The organism is Faecalispora jeddahensis, assembly GCF_000577335.1.
Lineage (GTDB): Bacteria > Bacillota > Clostridia > Oscillospirales > Acutalibacteraceae > Faecalispora > Faecalispora jeddahensis.
On sequence record NZ_CBYL010000054.1, the window covers coordinates 1 to 17,642 of the forward strand.

General features: G+C 52.0%; 15 protein-coding genes. 9 read left to right on the top strand and 6 right to left on the bottom strand.

Annotated elements, in window-relative coordinates; genetic code table 11:
* Window positions 1-952: 952 nt before the first annotated feature.
* The 3 genes from TY09_RS15490 to TY09_RS15500 all read right to left on the bottom strand — a co-directional run bounded on the left by TY09_RS15490 (window position 953) and on the right by TY09_RS15500 (window position 3,160).
* Window positions 953-1,630 (bottom strand): DUF1129 domain-containing protein, encoded by a 678-nt coding sequence (locus TY09_RS15490; protein WP_042436271.1) that lies wholly within the window; start codon window positions 1,628-1,630, stop codon window positions 953-955.
* A complete protein-coding gene (locus TY09_RS15495) occupies window positions 1,614-1,958 on the bottom strand; it encodes a PadR family transcriptional regulator (protein WP_009061491.1) in 345 nt (114 codons plus the stop codon). Before TY09_RS15495 ends, TY09_RS15490 begins: the two co-directional genes overlap by 17 nt.
* Before the next feature lie 212 nt (window positions 1,959-2,170).
* A complete protein-coding gene (locus TY09_RS15500) occupies window positions 2,171-3,160 on the bottom strand; it encodes a LysR family transcriptional regulator (RefSeq protein ID WP_042436272.1) in 990 nt (329 codons plus the stop codon).
* Window positions 3,161-3,385: 225 nt separating this feature from the next.
* Here TY09_RS15500 and TY09_RS15505 point away from each other — a divergent pair, with 225 nt between their 5' ends.
* From TY09_RS15505 to TY09_RS15520, 4 genes are read left to right on the top strand one after another with little or no spacing between them, the layout of a single operon-like run.
* Complete coding sequence (locus TY09_RS15505) at window positions 3,386-4,384, top strand: beta/alpha barrel domain-containing protein (RefSeq protein WP_042436279.1); 999 nt, start codon at window positions 3,386-3,388, stop codon at window positions 4,382-4,384.
* Window positions 4,381-5,343: a 2-hydroxyacid dehydrogenase gene (locus TY09_RS15510; RefSeq protein WP_042436273.1), complete on the top strand. Its 963-nt coding sequence runs from the start codon at window positions 4,381-4,383 to the stop codon at window positions 5,341-5,343. The genes TY09_RS15505 and TY09_RS15510 overlap by 4 nt, the downstream gene beginning before the upstream one ends.
* 30 nt (window positions 5,344-5,373) lie before the next feature.
* A complete protein-coding gene (locus TY09_RS15515) occupies window positions 5,374-6,738 on the top strand; it encodes a TRAP transporter large permease subunit (RefSeq protein ID WP_052335725.1) in 1,365 nt (454 codons plus the stop codon).
* Window positions 6,739-6,744: 6 nt separating this feature from the next.
* Entirely contained in the window at window positions 6,745-6,969 is a 225-nt protein-coding gene (locus tag TY09_RS15520) for a hypothetical protein (protein WP_009061531.1), read from the top strand.
* A gap of 174 nt (window positions 6,970-7,143) precedes the next feature.
* Here TY09_RS15520 and TY09_RS15525 read toward each other — a convergent pair whose 3' ends face one another.
* Window positions 7,144-8,640: a hemolysin family protein gene (locus TY09_RS15525; RefSeq protein ID WP_042436274.1), complete on the bottom strand. Its 1,497-nt coding sequence runs from the start codon at window positions 8,638-8,640 to the stop codon at window positions 7,144-7,146.
* 429 nt (window positions 8,641-9,069) lie between these two features.
* Between TY09_RS15525 and nifJ the strand changes: the two genes are divergently transcribed.
* From nifJ to TY09_RS15545, 4 genes are all read left to right on the top strand, one after another.
* The gene (gene nifJ, locus TY09_RS15530; RefSeq protein ID WP_042436275.1) at window positions 9,070-12,627 is read left to right on the top strand and encodes a pyruvate:ferredoxin (flavodoxin) oxidoreductase; all 3,558 of its coding nucleotides are present in this window, start codon (window positions 9,070-9,072) and stop codon (window positions 12,625-12,627) included.
* Window positions 12,628-13,240: 613 nt separating this feature from the next.
* The gene (locus tag TY09_RS15535) at window positions 13,241-13,996 is read left to right on the top strand and encodes a 16S rRNA (uracil(1498)-N(3))-methyltransferase (RefSeq protein WP_042436276.1); all 756 of its coding nucleotides are present in this window, start codon (window positions 13,241-13,243) and stop codon (window positions 13,994-13,996) included.
* A gap of 2 nt (window positions 13,997-13,998) precedes the next feature.
* Window positions 13,999-14,757 carry an elongation factor P 5-aminopentanone reductase gene (ymfI, locus tag TY09_RS15540; protein ID WP_042436277.1) on the top strand — a complete coding sequence of 253 codons (759 nt, stop codon included), beginning with the start codon at window positions 13,999-14,001 and terminating at the stop codon, window positions 14,755-14,757.
* A 20-nt stretch (window positions 14,758-14,777) separates the two neighbouring features.
* On the top strand, window positions 14,778-15,305 hold the full coding sequence (locus TY09_RS15545; RefSeq protein ID WP_009061492.1) for a flavodoxin domain-containing protein: 528 nt from the start codon (window positions 14,778-14,780) through the stop codon (window positions 15,303-15,305).
* A gap of 125 nt (window positions 15,306-15,430) precedes the next feature.
* On the opposite strand, the gene TY09_RS17760 is transcribed toward TY09_RS15545, so the two are convergent.
* Window positions 15,431-16,081, bottom strand: a complete 651-nt coding sequence (locus TY09_RS17760) for a VanZ family protein (protein ID WP_009066791.1) — start codon at window positions 16,079-16,081, stop codon at window positions 15,431-15,433.
* 153 nt (window positions 16,082-16,234) lie between these two features.
* Between TY09_RS17760 and TY09_RS18435 the strand changes: the two genes are divergently transcribed.
* Entirely contained in the window at window positions 16,235-16,726 is a 492-nt protein-coding gene (locus TY09_RS18435) for a hypothetical protein (RefSeq protein ID WP_147584715.1), read from the top strand.
* 98 nt (window positions 16,727-16,824) lie between these two features.
* Here the strand turns inward: TY09_RS18435 and TY09_RS15555 are convergent.
* On the bottom strand, window positions 16,825-17,642 hold an 818-nt coding region (locus TY09_RS15555; protein WP_042436278.1), incomplete at its 5' end, for a glycine--tRNA ligase.

Genomic DNA, 17,642 nt, shown 5'->3' on the forward strand with positions numbered 1-17,642 from the left:
GCGAAAAGAAAGTAAGCAAAGATTCGCCAAAGGGGAGAGTTTCGATTCTTTCCCCCTTGGAACCCCCTCAGGGCGACCAAAGGCTCTGCCTTTGGAAACCGTGAGAAGCTCCCGCTCTGGTGCTTATTCACGCACAGGCATGGCCTACGCGTGAAGCGAGTGCGTGGAGGAAGTCTTAACACCCGCAAAAAGTACAAGAAATTACCGGGCGGCTATGGGATAGTCCAAAACTCTCGTCAGGCCGCCCTCTGCGAGCCAACGAGAGCGCTCTGAAAATGACGGCCGACGGACGAAAGCACGAAGCTTTTGATTTGCTGTTGCTAGGAGAGTGGGCATTTTCGTTGGAGCGCCTTTCTGGAGGCTTTTGTTTGCATTGTTGGGAATCGTTCCCCAAACGGATTCCAAAGGTGTCCTTTGGCGAGCCTTTGCTTAACGCCGCCTCGTAGCGAAAGGTAGTGCCTGCCCCGGTACGAGGGGCAGGCACACGCAAGCGGAAACCTCGCGGTATAGCTGCAAAGAAAAAAATCGTTTCTTGATACAAAGAGAAATCGAAAGCATAGAGCAACGAAAAAGCGAGCATGCCCCAGCACGAGGGGCGCCCTCGCGCGGGGGAGTCCGCTGAAAAGCTTCTCTTCCAAAAGCGTTCAAGACGTAAATCGAATACCGCATGGTATGGGAGTCGATGGCTCTTTCTTCGTGAGAACAGTCAGCGTAGCGCGACGAATGGAGTGCAAAGCGAAAGCTTTTCTCCGAGCTGTCCCGCGACGTGCCTGCAGGCTGAGCCTGTAAGGCTATACCAGTAAAAATCCCCATGTGGGGGAATCCTGCTAACAGTAGCTTTTGAGATTCTACTTTGCAAAAAGAAGAAAGCCTTCCTGTTGTAAATGACAGGAAGGCTTTGATTTATATGTCGACTGTGGATTGCCGGAAACCACCCTGCAGAGAGAAGTCATTATCCTTCATACTGTTCCAGAACCTTGTATAGCGCGAGCATGACGACGATTCCGATGCACGCGGCCCAAAGGGAAACGGTAAAGGCTACGGTGCGCCCAAACCATGCGATCACCAGAAAGAATGCCATGATTCCCATGCCGATCAAAAAGTTTTTCCCAAGGCTCGGCTTTGGTTTCTTTGTGCGGAAAGCCGTCTTGCAGATATACTGCACGATAAAAACGGAAAAGGCGATAATCAGAGCAAAGGACACGAGACTGCTGACCGGTACGGAAATCTGAAAATTCAAAGGCTGACCGGAGATGGCCGAGCGAATCAGCTCAAAGGTATCCTTTGAAAATACGACGCCGATGGCGCACAGAATCGCGGAACACAGAAAAAAGGTGCTGAGAATGCCGCTTATCCTCTGCAAAGCGCTTTTCGGCGGCAGGCTCGCGATAATCTCATCACAGAAGCTCTGGTAATCCCCGCCGATGACCGTATCGATGGAATCGCCGCGCTCCTGTGCGGAAAGCACCATTTCCAGCAGGTCCTGCCGAACCAGCTCCTGATTATATTCGGACAGGCCGGATGCGCGCAGATAGCAGACCATATCGGTCATCACCCGGTCGTTTTCGGCACTCAGGCGTTCATCAAGCTGATTGTTGCTGCGGTTGAGCAGCTTAGCCTTTTGATTCATCGTTATCTCCTCCATGAATGAACAGATTGTTTACCGCTTGCTCAAGCTCTTTCCAGTTCGCGTGAAATCCGTCGAGCTCGGCCCGGCCCGCCGCGGAAAGAGAAAAGTATTTTCGCCGGGGCCCCAGAGGGGATTCCCGGTATTCGGCGGTGATCAGTCCGCTTTTTTCGAGCCGCAGCAATAGGGGATAGATCGTCCCCTCCGAAATATCGGCAAATCCATACTGCTGCAGCTGCTGCGATATTTCGTAGCCGTAGGTTTCCTGCCTGCTGATGATTTTCAGTATGCAGCCCTCCAGCGTACCTTTCAGCATTTGTGACGGTATCATGCGGTGCTTCCTCCTGACTGCGGCACAGCTATTATGCAATGCAATGTACTGGCTATATTGTAATGCATGATAGGAGAAGTGTCAAGCCCTTTTTCCTGAAAAGGGATGCAAAGTGCGATTTAAAAAGGCAAAAAAATACGCCTGGCTTGGCTTTTGAAAGCGGCTCCAAGGCGCATAGGAACTGAATTTCTATATATAAAGCTTCAGTGATTTTATTTTGCGGCGACCTCATCCTTGTCCTCTGTTTTTCGTTTTTCTTGAATGGTAGAAAACATGTTTTGCGTTAAGGATATAAAATGCTTGGCCGGTTTTGACAGGTACCGGTGACAGTTGACGGTAAGGGTGACGTCCCGGCATAAAAAGCTTCCGTTGCGCAGCAGGGGAAAGGCATACAGTTTTTCTGTTCCCTGCTGCTGGTGGCGCAGAGTATCGGCCAGAATCATTTCCGTCATAAAGGTGGCCGCAATTCCGCTGAAATACAGGGAGCGGAAAAGCTGCGGATAAGTGGTGGTCAGTAGTACGTTTGGCTGGGTGTCCGTCTCTTCATAGCAAGAGAGGATGGCGCGGGTCAGCGGAATACTGTCTGTGGACATAACCAAAGGGAGACGGGAAAAATCCGCAACATTCGCACCGTGTTCCGCTTGCTTTCGCAATTTATCGGCCTGCGCCCCATAGCAGCTGCGGAGCAGACTGTCAGAGACGCAAAGATAAACTTTATCAGTCAGCAGATGAGTGGACTGAAGCTCGGGGTATTCGGAATAGATCACTCCTATGCAAAAGTCCAGCCTATTATCTGCCAGCATTTTTTCCAGCAGGTAGGAGGGTTGGTCAAACAGCTTGATATGGATTCCCGGATGAGCTGCATTGAAAACCTCTATCATTTCGGGCACAATGATACTGGCGCGGGGTGTTGTAATGCCAATGCGCAATTCACCTGCGTTTTCATTTTGAATGGATTTTAACGTTGCAATGATATTGCCTTCTGACGCAACGGCCTCCTTGGCATAAGAGAGAAACAGCTCCCCTTCGTAGGTCAGCTCCAGTTTTGGTTTTCGCTGAAACAGCTTGCACCCCAAAAGCGTTTCCATTCTGGCAATGTGATTGCTTAAATTTTGCTGCGACAAGAACAAGCGGTTGGCTGTCTGCGTAAAATTCAGGTCTTTGGCCGCCTCTGTAAAATAATAAAGACTGGCGGTATCCATACTCTACCTCCTCAAGCAATCCATATTTCACAAATGATTCTTTCTAAAACAGAATACCTGACTTATAGATGTTTGTCAAAACGCAGAAATTTTGACTGGGGGACAAAAATTTTTTGTTGGGCCGAAAAAATACCTGTGTTTCACATTTGATCGGATTTCCTGTATGGTAATTGTGGTGAAAAAATACATCAATTAGCTTGATTGAGGAGTGATTTTGTGAAAATTATGGATTGTACGCTGCGCGATGGCGCGAATGTGGTTGGCAACGGCTTTTCCCCTGAGCTGACCAGGCTGATGATCGAAGGCTTGATCCGCAGCAATATCCGCATCATTGAAATGGGTAATGCAAAGGGGCTTGGCGCGACAGAAAAGGGGAGTCCTGCCCCAATCAGCGACGCCGCTTATCTGGATTTGATCCACCCCTACCTGTCTCAGGCAGAAATCGGCATGTTTTTAAACGCCAAGCGTTATGAACCGGAAAACGTAGCCATGGCGGCAGAGAAAGGAATCTCTTTTCTGCGCATTGGTATGGACGCCGGTGACGGTGAGAAGATTTATCATGTGATTGAGGATGTCAAAAAGCACGGCATCACGGCACGGTATTCTCTGATGAAAGCCTATCTGCTTTCCCCGGAGGAATTGGCCGAAGAGTCCGCCCAGTTGGAAGCTCATGGTCTGGATGAAATCACCATTATGGATTCTGCCGGTACGATGCTGCCGCAGGATGCCGGTGAATATGTCAAGGCTTTGAAAGACCGCTTACATATTCCTGTCGGTTTCCACTGCCACAATAATCTGGGGCTGAGTACCGCCAATGCTTTGGCCGCCTACGAAAATGGGGTGGATGTACTGGACTGCGGTCTGCTCGGCATGGCCCGCAGCGCCGGCAACCTTCCCACGGAAGTAGCTGTCGCGCTGATGCAGATGAAAGGGGCTGCGCGGGAGGTTGACCTTTATCAGCTTCTGGATTTTGAGGATCAGGAATTGATCCCAGTCATGGAAAAGGAAGGGTATCATACCCCCATCAAACCCAGAGATCTGGTTTTGGGCTACAGCGGCGCTCACTCCTCGTTTATGTCGGTCTTTCGTAAAGTAGCTGCGGAATGCGGCGTAGGACTGTACCCGCTGATTGTAGAAACGTCCAAAATCGACCGGAAAAATCCCAGCGAGGCGCTGATGCGTGAGATTGCTGCCCGCATTCAAACGGAAGGGGCAAAAGCATGAATATCGTCCTTGCAGGCCCTTATCCTACCGGTACATTGGAGCACTTTCAGTCGCTTCTGCCGCAGCATCGTGTCACTTCGGTTCTGACGCAGGAGGAATACGACGCCATGACCGACGCGGAGTGTATCATCGTCCGCATTTTAAAAACCCCGGAGGGCGTGATCGAACATAACCCCAACCTGAAAGCCGTGATTCGCTGGGGCGCCGGATATGATTCGGTGGATATTGAGGCAGCCGGAAAGCGCGGCGTTATGGTGGCTAATACTCCCGGCGTCAACGCCTACGCCGTAGCGGAACTGACTTTGGGCCTGATGATCGTGCTGAGCCGCAAAATATTGGGCTACTGCCATAACGTGCAGTCCGGGAATTGGGATCGGGGAATTTACGGAAACGCTTCTTTTTCCCTGAATTACAAAACCGTAGGGATCATCGGAGGGGGAAATATCGGCCGACGTGTCATCGCGCTGACGCAGGCTTTAGGCGCACGGGTGCAGTATTACGATCCGCTTCGCCTGCCGGAAGAAGTGGAACAGCAGCACCACATGACCTTTGTGCCGCTGGATCAGCTCTTGTCCACTTCGGACCTGATCTCCCTCCATGTCCCCCTGTTGGACAGTACCAGGCATATGATCGGAACAGAACAGCTGGCCGCGATGAAACCGTCAGCATATTTGCTGAATACCGCCAGAGGCGGTTTGATCGACGATGCCGCTTTGCTGGAGAGTTTGCGGAAAGGCCATCTGGCCGGGGTTGGACTGGACTGTGTGGAAGATGAAAATTCCGCTGTTACGGCCCAGCTTCTGCAATGTCCCAATGTCATTATCACGCCGCACATCGGCGGCACTACGGCCGATCTTGCCGATGCGATGATTCCTTTCATCGCGGAAAAGGTCACATCCCTAGCGAAAACAGGGACGATGCACGACATTGTAAATACCCAATGGCTCCCCCGATCTTGATAAAAAGAGTTGTAAAAGGAGGATCTATTCATGCAGATCGGAATTGGAATTTGGGCCTTTGTGGTCTATATTCTGTTTGTTATGTTTTGGTATCTGGGATTAAAACGGACCATCGCGGAGGCGATGTTTTTAGGAATGATCATCGCCTGCGCTTTCAACGGGGTTAATCAGATTCCCGCCACACTGGCCAGCAGTTTTACCGATGCGATACAGGAAAACGTTATGGCCGCCATTATCCTGTTTACCGTGATGGCGTCTATCATGACAAAAACGGGCATCATCAACCATCTGGTTAACATTTTGAACTCCCTGTTGGGGCGTGTCCGCGGGGGCCCTGCCTATGTTTCTGCCTGTGCAAGCGGATTGTTTGGGATGGTAGCAAGCGCGAGCAGTGCCAATTCCGCCACAGTGGGTTCCATCACCGTTCCATGGATGCTGGAATCCGGATGGCCGAAGGATGTGGCCGCCACCATGAACACCGGCAATGCAGACCTTGGCATCTGCGGCCCGGCTGCCTCTTCTCTGTTCCTGATGCTGAGCTTTGCTCCCATCGCGCAGGCCGTCAGTTATGGGGATCTGTACCTGCCCCTGCTGTGCGGCGCATTTTGGGCCCTGGCCTACCGCCTGCTGGTAGTCCGTTACTATGTATCGAAATACAAGATTCCCGCTTTATCCAGCAAGGCTGAAAAACTGAGCGTTGCGATCAAACAGGGCGGCACGTCGTTACTTATGTTTTTGGGCATCATCGTACCGCTTCTTCTGACCATTGGCCCTGTCAGCTCCGTGCTGAAAAATCAGGCTTCCTTTGGTGAGAAGGCCGTGGGCGCCATCAATATTATCATCTGGGTTCCGGTATTGATCATGTCCATCTGCTTGGTTTTGGGCCGTAAATTGCTGCCGAAAACCTGGGATGGCTGGAAGCAGCTTCTCTCCTCTACTTCCAAAACAGTTTGTTCCTGCGGAGCGGTTTCTCTGTTTGCCCTGACCGGGAGCTCCGCCTTGACTTTGATCGGTTTTGGGGATGGCCTGAGCACTCTTCTGGGAGGCCTGAATCTGCCGAAGGTTGCCATGATCCTTCTGATTGGGTTCGTCGTCGCGCTCGTGGCCGGCCCGCTGAATGCTACCGCAACCACGGTCAGTCTTGGCCTGGTCGCATATTCCGCCATGGTGGCCGTAGGTGTTCCCCCCGTTACCGCTGTGGTAGCTTTCCTGCTCTTTGTTTCTACAGAGGGCTGCTCGCCCCCGATGTCCTCCCCGATTTTTATCTCCAGCAGTATTGCCGGGGTGGAAAATGTCAGCGTGATGTTCAAGCCTTTGATTTTCCATTATTTGATTCCGCTCGTTCTGGTAGGCGCCTTGGTCGCTTTGGGGTTTTTGCCCATTATAGGGGGTTGACGTACGATGAAAGGTGTAATAAACAATATTTTTCTTTTCTTCTTGATCTTAGCGATACTGACCGCTCTTTGTCTGGTTGCGATTCAAATCGTTTCTGTGGTCACTGTTAATGGCTCTTTGGCCATTTGGGCGAAAAGCACCTTGCAGACTCCCGTCTGTATCCTCTGCTCTTTCTCCGCACTGATTGCTTTTGCGATGAGCTATCTTTCTAAACCGGCAAAGGAAAACTGAAAGACGGCACGCTGAAAAAACTTTGACTGCAAAGTGAGTACGAAACATGCGCCCCGATCGGCTCGTAAAACCGATCGGGGCGCATTTGTAAATGAATTCTAAAGAAGCTATGGTGTGGGCAGAATAAAAGCCCCGCGCCGAGCATTCGGCGCGGGGCTGACAGTTACGAATGAATTACGATTCCGTATCGATAAACGAGGAAAGGTGGTGATGGTGGTGGTGCTCCTTAGAGGAGTCCGCCTTAGCCGACAGAGCGTTTTTATCCCCGCTTTGCCCCTCCGGGGGCGGCGGTGTGAGATCCTTGACGATCAGCAGGCGGGAAATACGGTTTTCCTCTACCTCCTGCACGGTCAGCGCCAGATTCTGCACGCGAACTGTGGGATGCTCGCCGGGTTTTGGAATGCGGCCCAGATTTTCGACCACCAGGCCCGCGATGGTATCGTAATCGCCCTCCGGCAGGTCGACGCCCACCAGGTCGGATATTTCATCGATTGAGGTGCTGCCCTCTACCGTGTAGCTGTTGTCGCTGACGCGGCGGATTTCTTCTTCCTCATCGTCGAATTCATCCTGAATGTTGCCCACGATGGCTTCCAGCAGGTCTTCCATCGTGATGATGCCCGAGGTGCCGCCGTATTCGTCGACGATCACGGCAATCTGCACTTTATTCTCGGTCATTTCGGTAAACAGCTGCGTGCAGCGCTTTGTTTCAGGCACAAAGTACGCGGGGCGCATCAGATCGGTGATTTTTACGCTGCTGTTGATCTCGCTGCCTACATATTTCAGCAAATCCTTCACATAAATAATGCCAAGGATTGTGTCCAGGTCCTCATGAAATACCGGAATGCGGGAATACCCCTCTTCTATGGCCAGGGCCACGACGTCGCTGATGGAGCTGGTATCCTCTACCGCGCCCACGTCGGTGCGGTGCGTCATGATTTCTTCCACTGTGGTGTCGGCAAAATCGAAAATGTTTTCGATCATGTCCTTGGCGCTGCCGATGATCAGGCCCTTTTCTTCACCGACATCGACCATCATCAGAATCTCTTCCTCTGTGACGGTATCTTCCGTGGTGTTCGGGTCAAGGCCCAGCAGCTTCAGAACAAAGTTGGTAGAAACCGTGAGGAAAGAAATGAAAACGCTGAAGATCGAAGCTGTGGCACTTAAAATGCCGATAAAGCGAAAGCTGAGCGCCTCGGCCTTTTGCATGGCGATCTTCTTCGGCACCAGTTCACCCAGGACAAGCGAGAAATAAGACAGGATGATGGTAATAAGTACGGTGGAGACGCCGTGCAGCAAGGAGGTGGAAATCGGCAGGAAGCTCAATTTTTCCGCCAGAATCGCCGCAAAGCTTTGGGAAGCCGATGCGGAGGTCAGGAATCCGGAAAGCGTAACGCCAATTTGGATGGTGGAAAGAAACCGGCTGGAGTTTTCCGTCAGCCTCAGAATTTTTTCCGCTTTTTTATCGCCGTCCTCCGCCATTTTTCGAATCTTATTGTCGTTGAGCGTAATGATGGCGATTTCGGAGGCCGCGAAAAATGCGTTGACCAGAATCAGAAGAAACAGAATCAGCAGTGAAACAAACGGATTAAAGTCTGGATTGACGGTTTCGACGGTTTGCATGCTGAGCAGCATGGGTGCGCCGGATAATATGCCCGCAGGTTCGGGAGGCATGTATTTTTTCCCCTTTCAAATTGTAAAATAACTCGGTGACATTCCGAAGAGCCCGATCAGATTAGTTAATTTCTATTGTATCGTATCGGGAGCAGACATGTCAAACCGCCTGCGCCCGTGCAGCGCAGGGCGCGCGCAGTTGAGACCCTGCAAGCGGGATATAGAATCCAATGCCCGACTATTTTGCCCCGATTGCCGCCAAAATGGGGGAAAATAGCCCCCGGCCCGGCAGAGCCGACATTTTTTGAGCCCAAAAGGTGCTTTAATTGCTTTTTCGAAAAATACACTGAAAAGCCAAAATTCGGAACCGTCAGCCTTTACACTATAGTAAAAAAATGTTAGAATGAACGAAGGCACAGAAAGGTATAGGGCTGTGCAAACTGATACGCTCGCTTCCTAATTTGTATCCTTAAAGGAGGAAATTATTACATGGCAAGAAAAACAAAAACCATAGACGGCAATACCGCCGCGGCGCATGTATCTTATGCGTTTACGGACGTTGCTGCCATCTATCCGATCACGCCTTCCTCTGTGATGGCGGATGAAACGGACAAGTATGCCGCAAATGGACTGAAAAATCTGTTCGGCAGAGAGGTTCAGGTTACGGAAATGCAGTCTGAGGCTGGTGCGGCCGGTGCGGTGCACGGCTCTTTGGCGGCAGGCGCGCTGACGACAACCTATACCGCTTCTCAGGGCCTGCTTCTGATGATTCCGAACATGTACAAGATGGCTGGCGAGCTGCTGCCCGCAGTAATTCATGTTTCTGCGCGTGCCCTTGCAACTCATGCACTTTCTATCTTTGGCGATCATTCCGATATTTATGCCTGTCGCCAGACCGGTTTCGCCATGTTGTGCTCCAATAACCCGCAGGAGGTTATGGATTTGGGTGCGGTTGCGCATCTGGCTGCTATTCGCGGCAGAGTTCCGTTCCTCCATTTCTTCGACGGCTTCCGTACTTCTCACGAGGTTCAGAAGGTTTCTGTGTGGGATTACAAGGATCTGGACGATATGCTCGATCAAGACGCTGTGGCTGCGTTCCGCCGCCGTGCGCTGAATCCGGAGCATCCCGTACTGCGCGGCAGCGCCCAGAACGGCGATATCTTCTTCCAGGCCAGAGAAGCCAGCAACCCTTATTATGACGCCGTGCCCGAGATTGTGATTGACTACATGAACAAGGTCAACGCGAAACTTGGCACAGACTATAAGCCTTTCAACTATTATGGACACCCCGAGGCAGATCGTGTCATTGTGGCCATGGGCTCTGTTTGCGACTGTACCGAAGAGGTCATCGATTACTTGAACGCCGCAGGCGAAAAGGTTGGTCTGCTGAAGGTTCACTTGTATCGTCCCTTCGTTGCGAAGTATCTGCTTGACGAGCTGCCAAAGAGCGTGAAGAAGATTTCTGTTCTCGACAGAACGAAGGAGCCCGGTTCCATTGGCGAGCCCTTGTTCCTGGATGTTCTGGCTGCTTTGTCCGACAGCGATTTCTCTGATGTGTCCGTGTACTCCGGCCGTTATGGCCTCGGTTCCAAAGACACCACCCCGGACGATATTATCGCCGTATACCGCAACATGCAGGCGGAAGCTCCGAAGAAGCGCTTCACCATCGGCATTGTGGATGACCTGACTCACCTGTCTCTGCCCATCATTGAGCGTGTAAACACGGTTCCCAAGGGAACACATTCCTGCAAATTCTGGGGCCTTGGCGCGGACGGTACCGTTGGCGCAAACAAGAACTCCATTAAGATCATCGGTGACCACACCGACATGTTCGCGCAGGGCTATTTCGATTACGATTCCAAAAAATCCGGCGGTCTGACCGTTTCTCACCTGCGTTTTGGTGACAAGCCGATCAAATCCACCTACTATATTTCTCAGGCGGACTTCGTTGCCTGCCACAACCCCTCTTATATCGACAAGTACGATATTGTGGAAGACCTGAAAAAGGGCGGAAGCTTCCTGCTCAACTGCCCGTGGGATGTGGAAGAGCTGGATCATCGTCTGCCCGGCAAGATGAAGAGATTCATCGCGCAGAACGACATTCACTTCTACACCATCGACGGTATCAAGATTGGTAAGGAACTGGGCCTTGGCGGACGCATTAACACCATTCTGCAGGCAGCGTTCTTTAAAATCGCGAACATCATCCCGATTGAGCAGGCTGTGGAATTCATGAAGGCAGCTGCAACCAAGTCCTACAGCAAGAAGGGTGACAAGGTTGTTGCGATGAACCATGCGGCGATCGACCGCGGTGTGGATGGCTTTGTTGAGGTTCAGGTACCTGAGAGCTGGAAGAACGCTCCCGATACTGAGGCTGAGAAGGTGATCAAGGGCGACCGTCCCGAGCTGGTCAGCTATGTGAAGAACGTTCTTGACCCGGTCAACGCGTTCCGCGGCAGCAAGCTGACAGTTTCTACCTTTAAGGATTACGCGGATGGCACCGTGCCGCAGGGCAGCGCCGCTTATGAGAAGCGCGGCATTGCTGTGGATGTTCCCGAGTGGCAGCCCGAAAACTGCATTCAGTGCAACTTCTGCTCCTATGTATGTCCGCACGCGGTTATCCGCCCGCTCGTCATGACTCCCGAAGAGCTGGCGAACGCTCCCGCACAGACCAAGTCCAAAGACCTGAACGGTCTGCCGGGCCTGAAATTCACCATCGCTGTTTCTACCCTCGACTGCACCGGCTGCGGTTCCTGCGCGCAGGTCTGCCCGGGCATGAAGGGCAACAAGGCTCTGGTTCTGAAGCCGATCGACACTCAGCTGGCCGGCGAGGAAGTATTCGAGTACGGCAGAACTCTCTCTGAGAAGCCGGAAGTTCTTGAGAAGTTTAAGGAAACCACCGTAAAGGGCAGCCAGTTCCACCAGCCGCTGCTGGAATTCTCCGGCGCTTGCGCGGGCTGCGGTGAGACTCCTTATGCCAAGCTGGCGACCCAGCTGTTCGGCGACAGAATGTTTATTGCGAACGCGACCGGCTGCTCCTCCATCTGGGGCGGTTCCGCACCTGCGACGCCCTATACCGTGAACCGTCAGGGCCGCGGCCCCGCATGGGCGAACTCCCTGTTTGAGGACAACGCCGAGTTTGGCTTTGGTATGGCTCTGGGCCAGAAGGCCGTCCGCAACCGCCTGATCGATTATGTTGAGAATATTCTGGCGCTGAACGAGGCACCTGCAGAGCTGAAGGAAGCTTGCCAGAAATATATCGATACCCTGCCGAGCAGCGGTGAAAACAAAAAGGCTGCCACTGTTCTGTTGGCAGAGCTGGAGAAGGCTCAGCAGAAGGGCGGCGAGCTCGCAAGACTGGCAGGCCTGATTCTGGATGACAGCGATTACCTCGCGAAGAAATCCATGTGGATCTTCGGCGGCGACGGCTGGGCATACGACATCGGCTTCGGCGGTCTGGATCATGTCATCGCTTCCGGCGAGAACGTGAACATCCTGGTATTCGATACCGAGGTGTACTCCAACACCGGCGGACAGGCGTCTAAGGCGACACCTACCGGCTCTGTGGCTCAGTTCGCGGCGACCGGTAAGGCGATCAAGAAGAAGGATCTGGCCGGAATTGCCATGACCTACGGCTATGTATATGTTGCTCATGTTGCGATGGGCGCTGATTACAACCAGTGCCTGAAGGCGTTCCACGAGGCGGAGAGCTACAACGGCCCGTCCCTCATCATCGCTTATGCTCCCTGCATCAACCATGGTATTAAGGGCGGCATGACCGTTGCACAGGCAGAAGAGAAGAAAGCGGTTGCTTCCGGTTACTGGCATAACTACCGCTTCGATCCCCGCCGTGCAGACGAGGGCAAGAATCCCTTCCAGCTGGACAGCAAGGCTCCCACCGAGAGCTATCGCGACTTTATTCTGGGCGAGGTTCGTTACAGCTCGCTGACCCGTGCGTTCCCCGATCGTGCGGAGAAGCTGTTCGACAAGGCCGAGGAAGATGCGAAGAAGGCTTACGAAGATCTGGAAGCGAGAGCGAAGGAATAATCTCGTTTTCGTTGGACCAAATAATAAAGTTGCCGCGGCTTATGCCTGCGGTGTGAACAGAATCCCCCGCCGGGCCCGGCGGGGGATTCTGGCGTTTGTGTCGTTTTTGGATGAGTGATCGGGGTGGGGAAAGCCTGCCACAAAGCGAAGCAAGAGACAGAGAATTTTGCTTTTAAATAGGTGACCCGGTTACCTGACCCGTGAAATGTGGGTTGAATTTCCTGCCTGCGCCGTGAGAAGTGCAAGTTTCGATGATGATGGCAAGAGGATTTCCTTATTTAGGGCGGCTGCTTTTCAAGGCTGAAACGACAAGCTGATCATCAGTAAAATCGTATTAATACAGAAAAATTTTCCAAATGCTTTATTTATTTACGGGCCAAACAGATGCAGGGTTGAGGAGAAAAGCGGTTTTGGAGCGAAAATCGAGAGCAAGTTTTGATGATATTGAAAGAAGCTGCTTTCTGATCTTTTTACTGCAAAACCGGCGGCTTTTCTCTCGACGAAAAGAAGGAAAAGCTCTCTTCGCCATGCTGGGATTGACTTTCCCTTTTTTCTTGGAATATAATAAAGCGAATGATGAGAACAGGCCGCCGGCCGGAAAGAGTGAGATTGCATGCCGAGATTTTTTATCGATTTTCCCTGCACACCGGGGGACGAGCCCTGGGTGGATGGGGAAAACGGGGCGCATATCGTCAAATCCCTGCGGATGCGGGAGGGGGAAGCGCTGACCCTGTGCGACGGGCGCGGGACGGATTACCGCTGTGTGCTGCTGCGGACAGAATCGAACCGCGCGCAGGTGCGTGTGCTGGAGCAGGCGAAAAGCATCAGCGAACCCTCTGTTTTTGTGACGGTGTATCAGTCTTTGCCCAAGGCAGACAAGATGGACTCTGTAGTGCAGAAGGCGGTAGAGTGCGGCGCGTGCCGCGTGGTGCCGGTGCTCAGCGCGCGGTGTGTGTCCCGCCCGGACGAAAAGGCGGCGCGGAAAAAGACGGAGCGCTGGCAGAAAATTGCGCTGGAGGCGGCCAAGCAATCCGGCCGTGGAATCGTGCCGGAGGTTGCGGAAATTACGCCGTATGCGAAGGCGGTGGAGCAGGCCGCGGCGGACGGCGGCAGGCTGCTGTTCTTTTACGAGGGCGGCGGGCAGAGCCTGCGCAGCCTGGGGCTGGAAAACGAGGAGCGGATTTCTCTGTTCATTGGGCCGGAAGGCGGCTTTGCGCAGGACGAGGTAGAGCTGGCCCGGCAAAACGGCGCGCAGGTGGCGACACTGGGCCCGCGAATTTTCCGCACGGAAACGGCCCCGGTTGCGGCTCTTTCAGCGCTGATGATGCTGACCGGGAACATGGAACAGGACGCGGTTTGGGAGGAATGAGCTTGGAACAGCGCAAAACAGTTTTGATCACCGGGGCCTCGCGGGGCATTGGCAGTGAGATCGCACGCCGGTTCGCCCTTGCGGGGTACCGGGTGGCGCTGAATTACAACACAAGTGAACAACAGGCGCGGGAACTGGCGGATTTGCTGGAGCGGCAGCTCGGTGTTTGCGCGGGGGAACGGATTCTGCCCGTTCGCGCCGACGTTGCCGACCGGCAGCAGGTGGAGCGGATGTTTGACGAGGCGGAGGTGCACTTCGGCGGAGTCGACGTATTGGTGAACAATGCCGGAATCGCGCAGCAGAAGCTGTTTACCGACCTGACGGACGATGACTGGCGCAGGATGTTCGCGGTACACGTGGACGGCGCGTTCTATTGCAGCCGCCGTGCGCTGCAGGGGATGATCCAACGCCACAGCGGGAAGATCATCAACGTTTCTTCCATGTGGGGGCAGATCGGCGGCTCGTGCGAGGTGCATTACTCCGCCGCCAAGGCCGCGGTGATCGGTATGACGCGCGCCCTGGCAAAAGAGGTTGGGCCGTCGGGCATTCAGGTGAACTGTGTGGCCCCCGGGGTGATCGACACCGAAATGAACGGTGCGCTTTCGGCGGAAACGCTCGAGCAGCTCTGCGAAGAAACGCCGCTTGGCATGCTCGGCACCTGCCGTGACATTGCGGAGGCTGTGTTCTTTCTGGCGGATAGCCGGTCGGATTTTATCACCGGCCAGGTGCTTGGGGTCAACGGCGGCATGGTGATCGGTTAACAGAGGGTGGAGGAGCAAAAATGAAGCGCATTGCGGTGATCTATCAGTCAAAATACGGTTCGACCAGGCAATACGCGCAATGGATTGCCCGCGATTTGGGAGCGGAGCTTCTGGAGCGCTCTGCCGTTTCGCCGGCATCTTTGCGGGAATATGATGTGGTTGTGTATGGCGGCGGTCTGTATGCCGGCGGGATTGCCGGCGTGGACCTGGTGGCGAAGTATCCCTGTCCGCCGCTGGTGGTATTTACAGTGGGGCTGGCAAACCCGGCGATAACGGATTATTCGGAGATTCTGAATCGGAATTTCTCCCCGGAGCAAAGGGAAAAGCTCAAGGTGTTCCATCTGCGCGGTGCGATGGATTACGGCAGGCTGGGGCCGGTTCACCGGGGCATGATGGCGATGATGAAGAAAATGACGATTGATTCGAAAGCGCCGGAAGAGCGGACGGACGAGGATCGTCTGATGCTGGAAACGTATGGAAAATCCGTGGATTTTATCGAGGAAGCATCGATCGCTCCCTTGGTGGAATATGTAAGAGGATTGCTCTGAAAAGCGCGTTGTGTCCGCTGCTTTTGCAGAATAGAGTCTCGGCCTGCTCCTTTAGAGCAGGCCGAGACTCTATTCTGCAAAACAATCATCGGCTATGCCAGTGAATTTCTATTTTTGAAATACTTTTAGGGATTTGAAGTTGGATCAGCGATCATCGTAAGAAAATCAAAGAGAAATATAAATAGATAAGAGAAGAGAAAATAGTATTCCATTTTATGTTTTTTACTGCTGGGCACTTTTTGCACAGCTTTATATTTGAAAGAAGTTTGCTTTTGGAAAAAAGCAAACAGGAAATAACCAAGTAACACACCTAGGGTATTCATGAGCAGATCATTGATATCTGGGGTCCGCAGACAAAAAGCCTGCAGAACTTCAATCGAACAAGAAAAACCGATCCCCCATAAAAGCGTAGAGTGAAGACGGTTTTTCGGAGCAAGAAAAGGGAACAAAAGCCCAAAGGGTACAAATAGAAGAATGTTTGCAAAATATTGAGAAGGGTCTGAAAAGAGATCAACAAAAGGAATCAAGTTCACAGTCATCGTAGAGGGCTTAAAGTATACAGGGTTCTGCAAGAAAAATAGTATTCTTGTGATGCCGCCGATTTGCAGAACAAAAATCAGATAAGAGAGAAAGAAATATTGGATTGCCCAGTAGCACCAATTCCCTTTTCCACCGTTTTTTTGAATTAAAAAAAGAACCAGCGGGATAGAAAAGACAAGAAGGCAAATCCACATGGGTAAAATTCTGATTAAATAGTAGAGTACAGTACCGAACATAATAACCTCCGCCAAGTAAATATAAACTATATCATTAATTATAAATTGCATTTATTACATTTACAAGCAAAAAAAGTTAAATAATTACATTATTGACAAATTATGTAAACTGTTGTGTTATATAAACATAAAAATTATAAGGAGTTGTTAATTATGAAAAAAATGTTACGTTCATTGTTGTCAGTAATGATGATGACTGCTCTGCTTTGCAACTTCGTGGTTTTTGGTCAAACTGCAAATCAAAGTTTGGTTAGTTCTCCGGATTATCTGGTGGATACAGGTGCGCAAAGCACGATAAGCCCTTATGGAGCTACGCGTCCAGGAACTGTATATGATGTTTCGAAGAACGGAGCTTATAAATTCTCTGGCGTTTGTGGGAATGGAGGGTCTGTTTATACAGAGTATTTAATTGTTGGAAAATATACCTATAATGTTAGTATTACGAATGATTCGAGCTCTCCTGGGAAGCTCACATACCGAATCTATAATTTTTCTTCTAATGATGAATTAGTAACATCCGGAACTGTAGCGCCCGGAAAGACCGAGAGCTTTACGGTTGGTGGCCTTTCTCAGACATCAAAAATTTATATTAAATTCACGAGTTCAGGGAGTGGATTAACAAGTTTGTCTGGATCCATTGGCTAAGTTAATTTGTTTAGCGTGAATAGCAAATATTGATTGTATAATAAAAAAGCTCGTCCCCGCAAATTTTTTGCGGGGACGAGCTTTTTAGAGAATAAAATTCAGAATTCGATTTTGGCTTCGATATATTCCACTAGCTTGTCGATGGAGACGCGCTCCTGCTGCATGGTGTCGCGGTCGCGGATGGTGACGCAGCCGTCGGTTTCGCTCTCGAAATCGTAGGTCAGGCAGAACGGGGTGCCGATTTCGTCTTGACGGCGGTAGCGCTTGCCGATGGAGCCGGCGTCGTCGTAATCGACCATAAAGTGTTTGGCGAGCTTTGCGTAAACCTCCTGCGCCTTTTCGTTCAGTTTTTTGGAGAGGGGCAGGATGGCCGCCTTGTACGGCGCAAGCGCCGGATGCAGGTGCATGACGATGCGGCTGTCGTTCTCGCCGAGCTCCTCCTCGTCGTACGCGTCGCACAAAAAGGCCAGCGCAACGCGGTCCGCGCCGAGGGACGGCTCAATGACGTAGGGGATATAGCGCTCGTTGCTTTCGGGGTCAAAGTAATCCAGTGCCTTGCCGGAATGGTTCTGGTGCTGCTTTAAATCGTAGTCGGTGCGGTCTGCGATTCCCCACAGCTCGCCCCAGCCGAACGGGAACAGGAACTCGATGTCTGTTGTGGCCTTGGAGTAGAAGGAAAGCTCCTCCTTCTCGTGGTCGCGCAGGCGCAGGTTCTCTTCGTTCAGGCCAAGGTTCAGGAGCCAGTTCTTGCAGTAGTCTTTCCAGTAATAGAACCAGTTGAGGTCGGTGTCGGGCTTGCAGAAGAACTCCAGCTCCATCTGCTCGAACTCACGGGTGCGGAACGTAAAGTTGCCGGGGGTGATTTCGTTGCGGAAGGATTTGCCGATCTGCGCCACGCCGAACGGAATCTTGCGGC

Bases quoted from the DNA above. Each gene is read 5' to 3' on its own strand.
- TY09_RS15490 (WP_042436271.1), bottom strand. From the start codon at position 1,630: ATGAATCAAAAGGCTAAGCTGCTCAACCGCAGCAACAATCAGCTTGAT.
- TY09_RS15495 (WP_009061491.1), bottom strand. From the start codon at position 1,958: ATGATACCGTCACAAATGCTGAAAGGTACGCTGGAGGGCTGCATACTG.
- TY09_RS15500 (WP_042436272.1), bottom strand. From the start codon at position 3,160: ATGGATACCGCCAGTCTTTATTATTTTACAGAGGCGGCCAAAGACCTG.
- TY09_RS15505 (WP_042436279.1), top strand. From the start codon at position 3,386: ATGGATTGTACGCTGCGCGATGGCGCGAATGTGGTTGGCAACGGCTTT.
- TY09_RS15510 (WP_042436273.1), top strand. From the start codon at position 4,381: ATGAATATCGTCCTTGCAGGCCCTTATCCTACCGGTACATTGGAGCAC.
- TY09_RS15515 (WP_052335725.1), top strand. From the start codon at position 5,374: ATGCAGATCGGAATTGGAATTTGGGCCTTTGTGGTCTATATTCTGTTT.
- TY09_RS15520 (WP_009061531.1), top strand. From the start codon at position 6,745: ATGAAAGGTGTAATAAACAATATTTTTCTTTTCTTCTTGATCTTAGCG.
- TY09_RS15525 (WP_042436274.1), bottom strand. From the start codon at position 8,640: ATGCCTCCCGAACCTGCGGGCATATTATCCGGCGCACCCATGCTGCTC.
- nifJ (WP_042436275.1), top strand. From the start codon at position 9,070: ATGGCAAGAAAAACAAAAACCATAGACGGCAATACCGCCGCGGCGCAT.
- TY09_RS15535 (WP_042436276.1), top strand. From the start codon at position 13,241: ATGCCGAGATTTTTTATCGATTTTCCCTGCACACCGGGGGACGAGCCC.
- TY09_RS15545 (WP_009061492.1), top strand. From the start codon at position 14,778: ATGAAGCGCATTGCGGTGATCTATCAGTCAAAATACGGTTCGACCAGG.
- TY09_RS17760 (WP_009066791.1), bottom strand. From the start codon at position 16,081: ATGTTCGGTACTGTACTCTACTATTTAATCAGAATTTTACCCATGTGG.
- TY09_RS18435 (WP_147584715.1), top strand. From the start codon at position 16,235: ATGAAAAAAATGTTACGTTCATTGTTGTCAGTAATGATGATGACTGCT.